The sequence below is a fragment of the Streptomyces polygonati genome (assembly GCF_042650325.1).
In the GTDB taxonomy this organism is placed as follows: domain Bacteria; phylum Actinomycetota; class Actinomycetes; order Streptomycetales; family Streptomycetaceae; genus Actinacidiphila; species Actinacidiphila polygonati.
On record NZ_JBHSBB010000009.1, the window covers coordinates 111,665 to 126,644 of the forward strand.

General features: G+C 72.7%; 13 protein-coding genes. 3 read left to right on the plus strand and 10 right to left on the minus strand.

Features of this window, described 5'->3' with window-relative positions:
- Nucleotides 1-133 precede the first annotated feature (133 nt).
- The 4 genes from ACFO3J_RS10695 to ACFO3J_RS10710 form a co-directional block, all read right to left on the minus strand.
- The gene (locus ACFO3J_RS10695) at nucleotides 134-820 is read right to left on the minus strand and encodes a response regulator (protein WP_386428482.1); all 687 of its coding nucleotides are present in this window, start codon (nucleotides 818-820) and stop codon (nucleotides 134-136) included.
- On the minus strand, nucleotides 817-2,043 hold the full coding sequence (locus tag ACFO3J_RS10700; protein ID WP_386428483.1) for a sensor histidine kinase: 1,227 nt from the start codon (nucleotides 2,041-2,043) through the stop codon (nucleotides 817-819). The genes ACFO3J_RS10695 and ACFO3J_RS10700 overlap by 4 nt, the downstream gene beginning before the upstream one ends.
- A 376-nt stretch (nucleotides 2,044-2,419) precedes the next feature.
- Complete coding sequence (locus ACFO3J_RS10705; protein ID WP_386428485.1) at nucleotides 2,420-3,928, minus strand: alkaline phosphatase family protein; 1,509 nt, start codon at nucleotides 3,926-3,928, stop codon at nucleotides 2,420-2,422.
- A gap of 870 nt (nucleotides 3,929-4,798) precedes the next feature.
- Complete coding sequence (locus ACFO3J_RS10710) at nucleotides 4,799-5,509, minus strand: SDR family oxidoreductase (RefSeq protein WP_386428487.1); 711 nt, start codon at nucleotides 5,507-5,509, stop codon at nucleotides 4,799-4,801.
- Nucleotides 5,510-5,666: 157 nt separating this feature from the next.
- Here ACFO3J_RS10710 and ACFO3J_RS10715 point away from each other — a divergent pair, with 157 nt between their 5' ends.
- Nucleotides 5,667-6,284 carry a TetR/AcrR family transcriptional regulator gene (locus tag ACFO3J_RS10715; RefSeq protein ID WP_386428489.1) on the plus strand — a complete coding sequence of 206 codons (618 nt, stop codon included), beginning with the start codon at nucleotides 5,667-5,669 and terminating at the stop codon, nucleotides 6,282-6,284.
- A gap of 47 nt (nucleotides 6,285-6,331) precedes the next feature.
- On the opposite strand, the gene ACFO3J_RS10720 is transcribed toward ACFO3J_RS10715, so the two are convergent.
- Nucleotides 6,332-7,000 (minus strand): type III effector protein, encoded by a 669-nt coding sequence (locus ACFO3J_RS10720; RefSeq protein WP_386428490.1) that lies wholly within the window; start codon nucleotides 6,998-7,000, stop codon nucleotides 6,332-6,334.
- 142 nt (nucleotides 7,001-7,142) lie between these two features.
- Between ACFO3J_RS10720 and ACFO3J_RS10725 the strand changes: the two genes are divergently transcribed.
- Nucleotides 7,143-7,574, plus strand: coding sequence for an Hsp20/alpha crystallin family protein (locus ACFO3J_RS10725; protein ID WP_386428492.1), 432 nt, complete (start codon nucleotides 7,143-7,145; stop codon nucleotides 7,572-7,574).
- A 159-nt stretch (nucleotides 7,575-7,733) separates the two neighbouring features.
- Complete coding sequence (locus ACFO3J_RS10730; protein WP_386428495.1) at nucleotides 7,734-8,171, plus strand: DUF2267 domain-containing protein; 438 nt, start codon at nucleotides 7,734-7,736, stop codon at nucleotides 8,169-8,171.
- A 310-nt stretch (nucleotides 8,172-8,481) separates the two neighbouring features.
- On the opposite strand, the gene ACFO3J_RS10735 is transcribed toward ACFO3J_RS10730, so the two are convergent.
- The 5 genes from ACFO3J_RS10735 to ACFO3J_RS10755 form a co-directional block, all read right to left on the minus strand.
- A complete protein-coding gene (locus ACFO3J_RS10735) occupies nucleotides 8,482-9,831 on the minus strand; it encodes an MFS transporter (protein WP_386428497.1) in 1,350 nt (449 codons plus the stop codon).
- Entirely contained in the window at nucleotides 9,828-11,414 is a 1,587-nt protein-coding gene (locus ACFO3J_RS10740; RefSeq protein ID WP_386428500.1) for an ABC transporter substrate-binding protein, read from the minus strand. Before ACFO3J_RS10740 ends, ACFO3J_RS10735 begins: the two co-directional genes overlap by 4 nt.
- Nucleotides 11,411-12,682, minus strand: coding sequence for an ATP-grasp domain-containing protein (locus tag ACFO3J_RS10745; protein WP_386428501.1), 1,272 nt, complete (start codon nucleotides 12,680-12,682; stop codon nucleotides 11,411-11,413). Before ACFO3J_RS10745 ends, ACFO3J_RS10740 begins: the two co-directional genes overlap by 4 nt.
- Before the next feature lie 102 nt (nucleotides 12,683-12,784).
- Entirely contained in the window at nucleotides 12,785-14,071 is a 1,287-nt protein-coding gene (locus tag ACFO3J_RS10750; protein WP_386428504.1) for an ATP-grasp domain-containing protein, read from the minus strand.
- Between the two features lie 50 nt (nucleotides 14,072-14,121).
- Nucleotides 14,122-14,796 (minus strand): hypothetical protein, encoded by a 675-nt coding sequence (locus ACFO3J_RS10755; RefSeq protein WP_386428505.1) that lies wholly within the window; start codon nucleotides 14,794-14,796, stop codon nucleotides 14,122-14,124.
- Between the last annotated feature and the right edge of the window lie 184 nt (nucleotides 14,797-14,980).

Below are 14,980 nucleotides of genomic sequence, written 5' to 3' on the forward strand. Positions count from 1 at the left end.
GTGGTCAGGGCCGGTGCGCATGCTGAGGAGTGCTGAGGAGTGCTGAGGAGTAGGGCCGCTTCAGGCGCGGCGTGCGCGTATCCCGGTGCCGCACCCGGTCAGCGCCCGGTCAGCACCGGAGCGTGGCAGCAGGTCACGGTGCCGGTGAGTCGGAGCGGGCGCCCGCGGTGACAAGTCCGGTTTCGTAGGCGACGACGACGAGTTGCGCGCGGTCGCGCGCGGCGAGCTTGGTCATGACGCGGCTCACGTGGGTTTTCACGGTGAGAGGGCTGAGGAAGAGGTCGCCGGCGATCTCGTTGTTGGACCGCCCCCGGCCGAGCGGAGCGAGTACCTCGCGTTCTCGCTCGGTGAGCCGGTGGATGGGATAGGCCGCGGTATTCCTGTCGGGACGGCCGGCCGTCGCGATGTCGGCGATGAGTCGCCGGGTGACGCCGGGGGAAAGGAGGGCGTCACCGCGGGCCACGATCCGGACGGCCTGGATCAGCTCTTCCGGTTCGGTGTCCTTGACGAGGAAGCCGGACGCACCGGAACGGATGGCCTCGTAGACGTAGGCGTCGGACTCGAAGGTCGTCAGGATGAGTACCCGCACACCTGCGAGATCGTCACTGTCCGCGATGCGCCGGGTCGCTTCGAGTCCGTCGACTCCGGGCATGCGGATGTCCATGAGGACGACGTCCGCGCGTGTGCTCGCGGCAAGGCTCACCGCCTGCTCGCCGTCGGTCGCTTCCCCGACGACGATGATGTCGTCGGTGTGGCCGAGCAGCGCGCGGAAGCCGGCTCGGATGAGGGCCTGATCGTCGGCCAGGAGGACGCGGATCATGTTCGAGACACCTTCGGTAGGTTTTCGGTGACCTCGAAGCCGCCGTTGACCGCCGCTCCGGCACTGAGCGATCCGCCGGTGGCCGCCGCTCGCTCGCGCATTCCGATCAGGCCGTGCCCGGCGGTCGGACCGGTGGCTGCCGGCCCCCTGCCGGTGTCGGTGATGCTCAGACGCACTTCGTGGTGGTCGTAGGTGAGGTGGACCGTGGCGGTGGCCGGGCCGGCGTGACGGATGGCGTTGGTCAGTGATTCCTGGATGATGCGGTAGGCGGCCAGGTCGACGGCGGGCGGCAGAGCACAGGGACGGCCGGTGATGACGATATTCGCCGGAAGGCCGGACGCGGTGACCCCCGCCACCAGGGCGTCGAGACGGGCCAGCCCCGGTTGAGGCTGATGTGGTTCGAGGTCGTCGGCCTGGCGGAGGACGGACAGTATGGCCCGCAGCTCCCGCAGGCCGTCCTTGCTGGCCGTCTTGATGGCCCGCAGGGCGTCTGCCGCCTCCGCGGGCAGATAGCCGGTGACATAGGAGGCGGCACCCGCCTGGACATTGATGGTCGACATCGTGTGGGCGACGACATCGTGCAGCTCCCGGGCTATCCGGAGCCGTTCGGCGTCGATGCTGCGGCGGGTCCGCTCCTCCTGGGTACGTTCGGACAGCTCCGAACGGGACCGGACAGCCTCGAGGTAATCGCGTCGGTTGGCGCTGGCGATCCCCGCGAGCACCGCGACAGCGACCAGACCCGCCAGCGCTATGTCACCGCTGCCGACGCTGTTGAACGGACTGGCGGCCACGATCCCCCCGAATGCGACGAGAGTCACAGCTCCGAGGGTCACCGCTTCACGGGCGGACACCGTCAGGGCTACCGCGTAGAGCGCTATCGGCGGTATGACCAGGCTTGCGTTGCTGACATAGCCCAGGGCAGTGAAACCGAGGACGCCGGCGAGCGAGATCGCCAGGACGGCACGCGGACAGCGGCGCCGCCAGATCAGCGCAAGGCCCGACACGGCGATCAGGAGGTAGGCCCAAAGCGGGGCCGGGGTGACGACATGCCCGTGCAGGACCCGCAGGGCCTGGCTGGACGGATTCGACTCGCTGTAGCACCCCCACACTGTGACGCCGGTCACCGCGACAGCCAGAGCCGTGTCCGCGCCCCGCGGAGGCAACCGCCATCGCGGCCTGTGCGTGGTGCCGCGCACGCCGTGCGTGATCTCTTGAGTCGTCACCACCTCAGCGTAAGTCGGACCGCCGAACCAGGAATCAGCTGTGGGAAGGCCGACAGCTGTTCCCGCTGGTGTGGGCGCCGGCGTCTCGCCAGCCGCGGCGTACCGTCACTTCCGCGACCGGCGACGCGCTCCCGCGCCGCGGCCGGCTGTCCGGCCTGGCTGGCCAGCTGTCCGGGCTGGCTGGCGAAGGCTGCGGAGGCGCTGTGCCATGAGCGCGTCGACAGGCCCGCCACTCCGCGCGAAGAACATGGGCTGGGAGCTGTACGCCCTCAGCCGGGTCAGCGATGTGCGACCGCGTACAGCGGGGGCCGCCGCCCGGCCCCCGCTGCGGATGCTCGTCCCGGGTCCCCCGGCCGGAGCCGGGCGCTTCCGGGGATCAGGTACGCGGGCGGTGGCCCTTTTCCTGGCGCGGCGGGGTCTGCCGGGTCGGTACGGTCGGCAGCGGCAGGTTCGCCGCCTCGTACTGCGCGAGACTGTAGGAGGCCCCGGTCTGCGGAAGTTCGGGCGCGGGCCGCTGGTGCTCGTTGATCCGCAGCGCCGAGGTCAGGTCACCGGTGATCCGGCGGCGCCAGTCGCTGATGTTCGGCTCGGTGACCCCGGTCAGCCGCTCCAGGAACTGGAGCACCGATGTGTGGTCGAACGTCTCGGACGAGACCCAACCGCCGACCGTCCAGGGCGAGATGATGATGCACGGGACCCGGAAGCCCAGGCCTACCGGGAGGTTGCCGCCCGCGACACCGGTCGGGGAGGTCCTGGTGACGAATTCGCCCGGGGTGCCGGCCGGCGGGGTCGGCGGGACCACATGGTCGAAAAGGCCGTCGTTCTCGTCGTAGTTGAGGATGAAGACGGTCTTCGCCCAGGTCTCGGGGTTGGCGGCGATCGCGTCGATCTTGCCGGCCAGCCAGTTGGCGCCGGCCGCCGGCAGCCGGGCGGGGTGCTCGTCGTACAGCGACGGCGGCAGCAGCCAGCTCACCTTCGGCAGCTTGCCGTTGATCGCGTCGTATTCGAACTGGCCGAAGCCGCTCTCGGCTATCGCCTTGTCGTACAGCGGGTCGCCGGGCTTGGCGGCTTGGTACTGCTTCATGTTGGCGAGCGGGGGCAGACCGGTGGGGCTGCCGCCGGGGCCCGACTTGGGCTCGTGGTAGATCTTCCAGCTCACCCCGGCGGCCTCCAGACGCTCGGGGTAGGTGGTCCACGAGTAGGTACCGGCGGGGGCGTTGTTGTCGAGTGCGGGGCCGCCTGCCAGGCCGTCCGGGTCGATGGTGCCGGTCATGTGCATGTACCGGTTGGGGTGCGTGGGGCCGAGCACCGAGGAGTGGTAGCCGTCGCAGATGGTGAAGGCGTCGGCGAGCGCGTAGTGGAAGGGGATGTCCTCACGGGCGAGGTAGCCCATGGTGTACGGACCGTGGGCGTTGCCGTCGGCGGCGCGGTGGGCCGGCAGCCAGCTGTCCACCTTGCCGCCGTTCCAGGCCGTGTGCTGGGCCTGCCAGGCATGGCTCAGCGAAGGGATGGCCTGTGCGGCGGTCGTCTTGGAATCCATGTGGTAGGGCAGCAGGTAACCATCGGGGTTCAGGCTGTCCGGCTGGTAGAAGACCGGGCGGCCGCTGGGCAGACGGGCCGCCTTGGGGTCCTCGAAGCCGCGGACCCCGGAGAGGGTGCCGAAGTAGTGGTCGAAGCTGCGGTTCTCCTGCATGAGGATCACCACGTGCTCGATGTCGGAGAGCCGGGGGCCGTGCTTGGGCGCCGCGGCGGCGGCACGGCTGAGGTTGGGCGGGAAGAGCGAGGCGGCGGCGGCGAGGCCGCCGACCGTGGCCGCGGCACCGAGCAGCCGCCTGCGGGTGGGACCTTCCTGCTGAGCGCCGTCGTCCTGCGTAGCGTTGGACATCCGTGTTCCTCTCTGCGGCGCGCCCGTCGGAAGGCACACCGACGGTGCAACCCTGCGCCCCTTCCGGTGCGTTTCAGTTGCCATCGGACGACCACCGGCAGAACAAGTGATCATCGCGGGAGGAGAAACCGACCCCGGCTCCAACACCCGGTGACATCCGCGCGAAGGCGCCGCCAACACGTCCTGCGGTCAGGGTTTTCCGCCTCGCCCCGGCCGAAGTCCTCATCGCCGCACACGGTGTGGCGGGCCGGGACCGGACCAAGCACGGCCCGGTCCCTTTCGGCGCCTCCACGACGGGTTCCACCGCCGACACCATCGGTCGGGGCGTCCACGGGCAGTGGGCGGCCTCCGCCTGCGAGTCCCGGGTGACCGCCCCTGTCTCCCGCTGCGGAGATCACGGATTCCGGGCTGTCGGGCAACACCAAGTCGGCGCCGGCCGCACTCAGTCCGGCGACGACGGCTTGCTTGCGAACGAAGCTGACCGTCCGCAGGCCGCCCGCGTGCGATGGCGATCATCGGCCGTCCGACGCCGGAGTTGGCGGCTTCCGGCACGACGAACGAGCCGGGCGGGACGTCGACGAACTCGTCCAGGGCCGCCGGCGGCGGGAGGGTCGCCGCCGATCATCGCCAGCCGCTGCGGATCTACCGCCGCCAACGGGAACACGCCTTCGGCCGGGACGACGACCTGCTCCCGCCGGGTGCCACGCGTGAGCGGCAACGCGACCCGGTCACCGGCCGCCAGCGGGGACGGCGGATCGAGATCGAGGTGCGACCGCAGGGCGCGTCGTCGGCCCGGATCCGGGTCGGTCTTCTGAACGCCGGCCGCTCGTCGCGGGCGCGGCCCCGTGTGCCTGCCGGGGCGTGGCGGCCTCAGGCCAGTCCGAGCCGGGTGTAGAGGTCTTCGATGTCGAGGGAGAGTCCTGCTTTGATCTGCCGGCTGAAGTCGTCGGCGACCACTTCCCACTGCCCCTTCTCGATGCCGTCGAGGGCGGCCTTGGCGATGCCGGCCGGGTCGGCCGGGTCGTCGATGCCCTTGCCGGCGATCATGTCGGTGTCCATCCGGCCGACATGCAGTGCGGTCACCTGGGTCTTCTGACCGGCCAGCGCCAGGCGCAGGGAGTTGGTGACGGACCATTGAGCGGACTTGGACGCGCTGTATCCCGACTCGGTCGGGAGCGACGCCCATGACATGACGGACAGGACGTTGAGGATCGCGCCGCCGCCATTGCGGGCGAGGACCGGCGCGAAGGCGCGGGTCACGTCGAGAGTGCCGATGACGTTCGTCTCGTATTCGAGGCGAAGGGCGTCGAGGTCGTCGTCCATGATGTGGGTGAAGTCGTTGATGCCGGCGTTGTTGACCAGCAGGGTGACGTCCTGCGCCTGCTCGGCGGCGGCGAGGATCGAGGCGTGGTCGGTGAGGTCGAGCCGGACCGGGACGGCGCCCTCGGCCTTGACGGTGCGTGGATCGCGGGCCGTCGCGTACACCTTGCTCGCACCGGCTTCCAGCAGGGCCCGGACGAGCTGGGCGCCGAGGCCGCGGTTGCCGCCGGTGACGAGGGCGATGGAGCCGTTGACACGCATGCGCTGGGCTTCTTCCTGTCGGGGATGCATCGGCGAACGGCCTGGCCGTGCTCGGTGCACAACCGGGACACCATGAGAAACCGCATGGTTTCTCCTCTCCGGATCACTGTAAACCCACCGGTTTCTCCTGTCGAGCCGGGGAGGTACGCTCGGGTCCATGACCGTCGACAAGGCCGCTTCGGGCGCGGCGCCCCAGGCCCCGGAAACCACCGTGGAGGGCTCGCAGCGCGAACGGCTCCTGAACGCCGCGGTCGACCTCTTCTACCGCGAAGGGGTCGACGTGGCCGCCAGTGCGCTCTGCCGCAGCGCCGGGATATCCAAGAAGTCGATGTACCAGCTCTTCGAGAGCAAAAACGCCCTGCTCGCAGCCGCGCTGGAGCGACGCATCGTCACCGACGCGGCCTTCCTGCTCCCCCCTCGCGATTTCAGCCCGAGCCCGCGCGCCCGGCTGCTCCACGTCTTCCGGCAACTGGAGAAGTTCGCCATGTCACCGGACTACCGCGGGTGCGCCTATCTGGCGCCCCAGGTGGAGCTGAAGGACCCCGCACATCCCGTCAGCCTTCTGGCGGCCCGTATCAAGCGGGAGCACCTGGAGGGCTTCTTCCGCACCGAGGCGGAACGCGGAAACGCCACTGACCCCGACCTGCTCACCCGCCAGCTCGTCACCCTCTACGACGGAGCCAGCACCCGCGCCGGCATCGGCGCGGACAATCTGCGGGGCCTGGCGGTGACCACCGCCGAGACCCTCATCCAGGCCGCCGGCATCGAACACTGATCCCGCGACCGGATTCCCGGCCGGGCCGGAGCAGACCGGGGGCGTGCCTACGGGGTGCGGCGGTTGCCGCCCTGGGGGTCGCGGAGTTGCTCGGTGTGCTGGGTGAGGGTGTCGATACGGGCGGCGAGGTCCGGGTGGCGGGGCTGGAGATGGAGGTGGGCGGCAGTGAGGGGGGTGAGGAGGCCGGCGGCGTCGTCGGCGGCGAGGGCGGTGTCGAGGTCCACGACGGCGGCGCGGGCGGCGGCGGGCAGGTCGGTGAGCTGGGTGATTTGGCCGGCGAGTCTGCGCAGATCGGCCGCGTTGGTACGAGCCCAGGCGTCGACGGTGCGGTCGGCGGCGCGGCGGTTGCGGGTGGCGCTGACCCTCTCCTCGCCGGTGGAGCCGGCCGGGCCGGGACGCAGGCGCAGATAGCGGCGTTCGGCGGCCTGACGGCTGGCGACGCCGAGAGGAGCGGCGAGGTCGGCCCAGCTCGCGCCGGCGGCGCGTGCGGTCTCGATCAAGCCGGTCTCCCAGCCCGCGAGTTGTTCTCGGACCTCGCGCAGGAGCAGCAGCGAGGCAAGGACGGACTGGGGGTCGGCGGCGGGGTCCGGGGGTTGGTCCCGACTCGCGCCGCGGGCTTCGCGCACGGCCGCGTCGATGGTTTCCAGTGCCGCCGCGGCGGCGAGGAAGGTGGCCGCGGCGGGCGGCGGGGTCGGTGCGGGCCGGTCGGCTGTCACGGGGGCCTCCTGCGGGCTGCCGCCCAGGGCGTCACCCTCAGGACGACATCAACGTTTGTCATCGGATGGATGACATGCTACAACAGAGGGCAGGTGAACGACACCGGCGACGATCGCCCAACTTTCCTGGAGGTGTTCCGCGATGCTGATGCGTACCGACCCCTTCCGTGAACTGGACCGACTCACCGACCAGCTCCTGCGCCCCGGCACCTGGTCCCGGCCCGCCGCCATGCCGATGGACGCCTACCGCGACGGCGAGCAGTACGTGGTGTCCTTCGACATCCCCGGCGTCTCCCCGGACGCGCTCGACATCGACGTCGAGCGCAACATGCTGACGGTGAAGGCCGAACGCCGGCCCACCGCGCACGGCGAGGGTGTGCAGGTGGACCTGTCCGAGCGGCCGTTGGGGGTCTTCTCCCGCCAGATCGTGCTGGCCGACTCCCTCGACACCGAGCGCATCCAGGCCGACTACGAGGCCGGGGTGCTGACCCTGCGCATCCCGATCGCCGAGCGCGCCAAGCCCCGCAAGATCGCCGTCGGCGCGGGCGACACCCGCCAGGAGATCACCGGCTGACCCGCACCGGACGCGGCGGCGCCGGCCCGCCGGCGCCGCCCCCGGACGGCCCCGCCGCACTCCTCCACTCCCGACCGACAGCCCCACCACTCCACCCGGCGGCCGCCCCCGCCCACCGGGCCCGGCTGCCGCCCGCCACGGAAGGCCACTGCCACAGCGATGCACGCACAGCCCGAACAGCGCCGGATCGCACCGGCGCTCACCTACGACCAGATGCTGGAGACCGTCCGCTACGACGGCGCGTACCCCACCCGCGAACGTGCCGAACAGTCCGTCAACGCCGTACTCGCCGCCCTGGGGCAGCAACTCGGAGACTGCCTGCGCACCGCACTGGCCGCCTGTCTGCCCCCCGAGGCCGCCGACGCCCTCACCACCGCCCTGCCGCCGACCGCGCAACCCCGCACCGGCTGGGGCTTCGTGCAGGACATCGCCGCCCGCACCGGCGTCGCCCCCGCCGTCGCCCGCTGGGACACCGGCGCCGTCCTCAGCACCGTCGCCGCCCTCCTGCCCCCCGACCTGCTCACCCAGGTGCTGGGCGGACTCCCGGCCGGCTACGCCCTGCTGTTCGGCCGAGCCGAACTCGTCCAAGCCGCCTGAAGCTGCCGGCTGACGAGCCGGCCGGCGGCGCGGTGGGTGGCCGTTGGTGGCGGTGATGTCGCCGTCAGCCGTGAAGTGATTGTCAAACCGATGCCGATGGGGGTGAGCGAGGCGGGGGTGGTGGAGCAGGCCCGCCAGGGCCAGGGCGTGCAGGCCCCAGGCGCGTTCGAAGATGTCGATGGGCCCGACCGTGGGCATCCCACCCCGCTGGGCGCTGGCACAAACCACCGGTCTCCGTGGGCCAACAGCCCTGCGCCCTACTTCTTCGCCCGAATGGACCCCGATTGCCCCCAGGGGACTCGAAGTGGCATCAACACCCTCGCTGACCAGGGGTGGAGCCGTTCGGAGCGCCCGGAACGGACAGCACGGCCGGTTCTGCCGGCCCGTCCCTCCGGCCTGGGCTGACGCGGGTCCGAACCGGGGCGCAGGCGGCACGTACCAGTAGGGCGGCGGCCGCCAGCACGACGGCGGCGACGGCGAAGCCCGGTGCCCCGAAGGCGGTCGTGAGCCAGACCAGCGCGGCGGGGCCGAAGACCGCGACCGCTTCCGTCCCGAGGCCGAAGAAGCCCAGGTACACCGCCTGCCCATGGTCCTCGGGGGCGAAGGCGAACGACAGGGTCCAGCCGGCGGTCACCTGGAGGATCTCGCCCAGGGTGAAGGCCAGGACCGCCCCGGCCAGGCTCGCCGCCGCCCAGCCGGCCGGGACGAAGGCCGCCAGCGACAGCAGCCCGCAGCCGGCCGCCTGCAGCGCGCCCGCCGCGGACGCCGCCCGGACACCGCCGCGCACCCCCACCACCCGGCGGCCCAACGGGACCTGGAGCAGCACCACGGTGACGGTGTTGAGGAGCAGCAGCCCGCCCATCACGGCCGGCGGGACGGAGGTGCGGTGGCCCAGCCACAGCGGCGTCATCACGCCGATCAGCGGGATGTGCAGCGACAGCAGCCCGTTGCCCGCGGTCAGCACCGCGAACCGGCCGTCGCGCAGCGGCGGCGCCAGCGAGCGCAGCCGCCGCCCCAGGGACTGCCGGCCGCCGGCCGCCGGCTCCGCCGCGCCGACGCCCGACTGCCGCCACGTCGTGTGCGCGAGCAGCCACGCCGACAGGAAGAAGGCGGCGGCCACGAACACCACGACCGCGTCGAAGGCCGCCCGGTCGACGCGCAGCAGCCCCACCGTGCCCAGCAGCGCGCCCAGCGTGACGCCGATGTTGGTGGCCACCTGCACGGCGGCCATCGTCGGCGTGCGTTCGCGCTCCGGCACGAAGCGGCCGACCACGATCTGCCCGAACATCTTGCCGGGCCCGTCGGTCACGGACACCAGGGCGAGCGCCGCGTACAGGCCGCCCACGGAGTCGACCAGGAGGAAGGAGAGGAAGGACAGTCCCCGCACCACCTGCAGCGCCGCCGCGACCCGGCCGGCGTGGCGGCGGCGGACCAGAGAGGAGATCGGCACCATGGCCAGCAGGCCCAGGACGCCGCCCATCGCCAGCCCGTAGCCCACCTGGGACGCCGTCAGCCCCAGCAGCCTGGTGAAGAACAGCGCCGAGGCGGAGATCCACACCCCGGTGCCGGCCCATCCCACCAGCGCCGAGGCGGCCACCGCCCGGCCCACCGGATGGCCGGGGATCTGGCCGCGCGCCCACCGCGGCAGCGCGAGCGTCATCGGCCGCTCCCCCCGGTCTCGGTGGTCACCGCGAACTGCCGCAGCACCGGCACCCCGAACACGTCGGTCACCGGCCCGGCCGGCCGTACGCGCCGCGGGTCGACCAGGTGGTGCAGCACTCCCTCCCACAGCGGGAGGTAGGGCAGGTCGTCCAGCACCTGCCGCTCGGCCCACCGGTAGAGCTCCCGCCGGGCGGTGGGGTCGGCGGTGGCGCGGGCCCGGTCGATCAGCCGGTCCGCCGCGCCGCGGTAGCGGGCGTGGTTCGAGTCGCCGACGGCCTCGCCGTGCACCAGCGGGTGCAGCGCGTTGTCCACCGACAGGTAGTCCACCGCCCAGTTCACCCGGGACATCGCGCTGGTTTCCGGGAGTTCCCGCAGGTAGTCGGGCCACTCCAGGCGCAGCGGCAGCACCGGCCAGCCGAGCCCGGCGGTGATGTCCCGCGCCACGTCCCCGACCCAGCCCTCATGCCCCTGGCCGCCGTTGAACAGCAGTCGCACCGGCTCGCGGGGCGGCGGCACCGCCGAGTCGGCGAGCAGTCGCCGCGCGGTGGCCGGGTCGTGCGGCAGATCGAGCCGGGGCCCGCCGTCCGGGTCGAGGACGGAGGGCACCATGCGGTGGGCGACCGGCCGCATCCCCGCGAAACGGCGCTCGGCGATGCCCTCCCGGTCGACGCACATCGCCACCGCCCGCCGGACCGCGGGGTCGTCGAAGGGCGGGACCGTCACGGGGAAGGCCAGATAGGTCACCATCGGGTTGGGCGTGCTGTGCAGGGCGGCCCCGGACTCCGCGCCCGCCCGCGCCGCCGCGTCCGCGGGCACCTCGGTGACGTCCAGCGCGCCGCGCAGGAAGGCCTGCCGGGCGTCGGCCATGTCCGTGAACACCGAGAACTCGATCCGCTCCGCCGCTCCCCGGCCGCCGTCCGGGTAGGCGGCGTTGGCGCCGTAGTAGTCGCCGAACCGCTCCAGCGCCAGGCCTTCGCCCGGCCGCAGTTCGCCGGCCAGGGCGTACGGCCCGTTGCTCACCGGCCGCCGGGCGAAACCGGGCGGGTCCCGCTCCACGACCTCGGCCGGCACCGGCGCGGTCACCCGCTGGCTGAAGACCGCCGCGATCTCATGGAACGGACGGCTCAGCCGCACCAGCAGTTCGTGCTCCCCCAGCGCCCGCACACCGCTGAGCGTCCCGGCCCGCCCGGCGGCCACCTCGTCGTAGCCCGCCACGGGGGCGAGGTGCACGGCCAGCGGTGAGCCGGTCTCCGGCCGGACGGCCCGGGAAAGGGAATAGACGTAGTCCTGCGCGGTGACCGGCCGGCCGTGGTGGAAGCGCACCCCGGGGCGGAGCCGGAACCGTACGGACCGGCCGTCGGGGGCCACCTGCCAGGCGCTGGCGGCGGCCGGCGCCAGCCGGCCGGTGGCCGGGACGCAGTCGATCAGCGGGTCCGCGATCAGCCCGGCGACCAGCGCCCCGTCATGTTCGAACGCCTGGCCGGGGTCGATCGCCGAGGGCTCGCCCAGCTGGACCCGGAGCGCCGGCCCGGCGTCACCCCGCCGCGCCGCGGCGGCCGCGGCCGCCGGAGGCCGGGTCACACCTCGCCCGCGGGTTCGGTCTCGAGCGCGTACTGGGAGATCGCCGCCAGCACCGCCGCGCGCACCTGGCGCTCGTCCGCGCCGCGCAGCAGGAAGCGCCCGCCCGCGTGGTCGTAGCCGCCCTGCCCGTCGAAGAGGTGCCCCGGTTCGGGCAGTGCCTCGGCGTAGACCTCGGGGATCCGCCCGACCAGCGAGGTGCGCGAGGTGACCCTGCGCGGCCACGGCCGCGGCTCGGGGAACACCAGCCAGCCCCCGGTGCCTTCCGCGCGCGGTTCCGCCGCGGCGGACAGCGGCGGCAGGCCGACCGTGGTCCGGAAGGCCTCCTCGAACAGGTCGATGCCGAACAGATCGCGGTGCAGGAAGGGCACACCGGCGCCGCCGGGGCGCAGTCCCACCTCGAGGAACACCGGATCGCCCGCCGCCGTGACGATCGCCTCCAGGTGGAAGGGGCCGTCCCACAGCTCCAGCGCGTCCAGGCACTCGGCGGCGAAGCCGGCCAGCCGGTCCCGGAGCGGACCGGGGTCCAGCAGGACCGAACCGAGCGGGACGCCCTGGGTGAAGTCCAGGCAGGTGTTGACGTACGCGGACACCGACACGAAGTGGAAACTGCCGTCGCGGCGGATGCCGTCGACATGGTGGATGGCCCCCTCGACGTATTCCTCCACCTCGTGGCCGCGGGTGCGGTCGGCCGCCGCCAGGGCCGCCGCCAGTTCCTGCCCGGTCCGCGCCAGCACCACCCCGTGCGAGGCCGCGCCGTCACGCGGCTTGAGGATCAGCGGCAGCCCGAGGTCGGCCGCCAGGGCCGACGCGTCGGCCTTCTCATCGACCTCGCGGTAGCGGGGCGCCCGGAGTCCGGCGAGGTGGATCCAGCGCTTCATCAAGGTCTTGTCCCGGAAGCGGTCGGTGTACGCGATGCTCCAGCCGGGCACGCCGAGGTCCGCCCGCAGCCGGGCGGCAGTGGACAGGTCGAACTCGGAGAGCCCGACGATCCCGGCGAACGGCCCGTGCCGCCCGGCGACATCCCGCGCCGCGGCCAGCAGCGTGCCGTGGTCGAAGTCCGGTACGACCACGGTCTCCACCGCGCCGTCCCGGTCGAGCGGGGCCAGGGCGTCCGAGGTGGCGAGGTACGCCAGCCGGTGGTCGGTGTCCCGTAAGAAGCGGTGGTATTCGCCGAACTCGTCGTCGAAGCGGTTGATGACGAGCAGCAGGGGCGGCGCGGGAGCGGTCGCGGCCGGCTCGTCGGCAAGGGTCCGGGGGCGGGTGTTCATGGCGGCTCCGTGGGGTGTGTCGGTGGCATCGGTGAACGGGCGGGCGGCGCGGCGGTGGGCGCCGCCCGGGCCGCGGGTGGAGGTACGGTCCGGCGGCCGGCGTCAGCCGCCGTCCGGTGCCGCTGCCGTGAGCGCCGCGCGGACCAGCCGGTCGGCCTCGCCGACGGCGGCGGCCAGGCTGCCGCGGTCCGGCGCGGTGAGGACCACATGCCCGAAGCGGTCGCGGAAGTCCCGCGCCGGCCGCACGGTCGCGCCCGGCGCGGCCGTGACGTCGGCCTCCAGGCAGCCCGGCAGGCTCCGCAGCGCCCGGGCGAGCCCGACGGGGTCGGGCAGGCGCATGGTCCGCTCGGCGGTGAGGAACCGCGCCGCGGCGACGGTGCGCGGCCCGTCCTGCGCCGCGTCCGCCGGCGGGACGACCGGCAGGCCGGCCAGCAGGCGGATCATCGTCTGCGGCAGGTCGTGGCCGTGGACCGCCGCCACCAGCCGCGGGATGCGGTCCCCGCCCAGGCGCGCGGCGACCTCCAGCACCACCGCGCCTTTCGGGGTCAGCCGCGCTTCGAGGTGGAAGACGCCGCGGGTCAGGCCGAGCGCTCCGATGGCGGCCCGTGCCGTCTCGACCAGCGCGGCCCGGTCCGCCGCGGCGAGGTCCGCGTCCACGGTGTGCCCCACCTCGACGAACCAGGGCTCCGGCCCCAGTTGCTTCCCGGTGACCGCGACGACGACGGCGCCCGCCGCACCGGCGTACCCCTCGACGCTGTACTCGGGACCGGCCACGTAGGACTCCACCAGCAGCCGTTCCCCGACGGGCTTGCCCATGTCGTCGGTCGGGCCGCTCGCGGCCAGATACCGCCGCAGCGTGCCGAGGTCGTCCGCGCGGCGCACGCCCAGGCTGCCCGCGCCGTCCACGGGCTTGACCACGGCGGGGAAGCCGATGCGCTGTGCGATCTCCCGCAGGTCGCTTTCGCCGGCCTGTCGTGCGTCCACCTGGACGCCGGGTGCCACCGCCACGCCCGCCGCGGCCAGCCGTTCCTTCATCAGGCGCTTGTCGCGCAGGGCTCGGGCCGCCTCCGGCGTGATGCCCGGCAGGCCCAGCCGGCGGGCGACGACCGCCGCGGCCGGCACGGCGTACTCGAACCCCGGCACCACGGCGCGGAGTCCACCCTGCTCCGCCAGTCGCAGCGCGGCCTCGACGACCGCTGCGGTGGAACGGGTCTCGACACGGTGGTAGGTCGCTGTCCCGGTGACCACCGCGTCCCGCACCACCGGCGGCAGTTCGGACAGCGGCCGCCGGTCGAGCAGGTGCGCGGTGAAGCCGAGGCCGGCCGCCGCCCTGACCAGTTCGACGCCCGAGGACTCCGGTTCGAGTACGAGGACGGAAGGATCCGCCACTGCTGCTCCCTTCACTGGGCGCTCCCGCGAGGGGAGCCGCCGCGCCGGAATCAGGACTTCGCGCCGACCGTTTCCTCGTGCAGCTCCGTGAAGTACAGCCGGAGCAGGTCCACGAAGTTCACGAGGTGGCGCGCGGCGGTGTCGAAGTCGCCCCAGCCGGCGACAGCGCGCTCGACCGTGGACCACATGAGTTCGTCGTGGTCGTGGGCCTCGTCGTAGGCGATGTGCGCGTGCGAGCCCCGGACCATGTCCTCGCCGAAGACCTCGGCGGCGTACTTGGTGATGCCGGGGTTGTAGCGGTCCGAATACCACTCGACCAGCCAGTTCCACACCGTGGTCGGCAGTGGTCCGTCGATGTTGATCGAGTGGTACATGTACCCGATGAGGTATTCCGTGGACGGAAAAGGCCGTATCGCGTCCACGTCCTCCTTGCCCAGCCCGAACTTCGCCAGGTCCTTGAGGAACATGCCCTCGTGGTTGTTCTCCTCGGCGAGATAGCGGGCGAGCGTCGAGGCCAGCCGGTGATCCTGGTAGCCGACTTTGTAGAGGCCGTAGGCGTCGACCTCGTTGTTCAGGCGGATCCGCAGCACGGTCTCGACCAGGTGCCGGCGGTAGTAGGCGCGGTCGGTCCAGGTCGTGTCGTGGAATTCGCGCGCCTTGGGAGCCTTCTCGAAGAGGCGTTCCATGGAGGCGGCTGCCAGCTTTTCCATCTCGTCGCGCAGCATAACTGTCCCTTCGCTTCCTTTACGGTGTGTGGGGCTCTCAGTCATTGACGGTGCGGGACTTCGCTACGGCACTCGCCGGCGGAGCGACGGCCTTCGCGCACACGGCCGTCCACGAACACGAAAAGGCAGCGGGAGAAAGCGCACCGTCCCGTGGCGGCTTCTCCGAATCATCCCCCGGGGTGGA

What these genes read in the sequence shown, in the direction of transcription:
- ACFO3J_RS10695 (WP_386428482.1), bottom strand. Translation starts at nt 820, where the DNA reads ATGATCCGCGTCCTCCTGGCCGACGATCAGGCCCTCATCCGAGCCGGC.
- ACFO3J_RS10705 (WP_386428485.1), bottom strand. Translation starts at nt 3,928, where the DNA reads ATGTCCAACGCTACGCAGGACGACGGCGCTCAGCAGGAAGGTCCCACC.
- ACFO3J_RS10710 (WP_386428487.1), bottom strand. Translation starts at nt 5,509, where the DNA reads ATGCGTGTCAACGGCTCCATCGCCCTCGTCACCGGCGGCAACCGCGGC.
- ACFO3J_RS10715 (WP_386428489.1), top strand. Translation starts at nt 5,667, where the DNA reads ATGACCGTCGACAAGGCCGCTTCGGGCGCGGCGCCCCAGGCCCCGGAA.
- ACFO3J_RS10725 (WP_386428492.1), top strand. Translation starts at nt 7,143, where the DNA reads ATGCTGATGCGTACCGACCCCTTCCGTGAACTGGACCGACTCACCGAC.
- ACFO3J_RS10730 (WP_386428495.1), top strand. Translation starts at nt 7,734, where the DNA reads ATGCACGCACAGCCCGAACAGCGCCGGATCGCACCGGCGCTCACCTAC.
- ACFO3J_RS10735 (WP_386428497.1), bottom strand. Translation starts at nt 9,831, where the DNA reads ATGACGCTCGCGCTGCCGCGGTGGGCGCGCGGCCAGATCCCCGGCCAT.
- ACFO3J_RS10745 (WP_386428501.1), bottom strand. Translation starts at nt 12,682, where the DNA reads ATGAACACCCGCCCCCGGACCCTTGCCGACGAGCCGGCCGCGACCGCT.
- ACFO3J_RS10755 (WP_386428505.1), bottom strand. Translation starts at nt 14,796, where the DNA reads ATGCTGCGCGACGAGATGGAAAAGCTGGCAGCCGCCTCCATGGAACGC.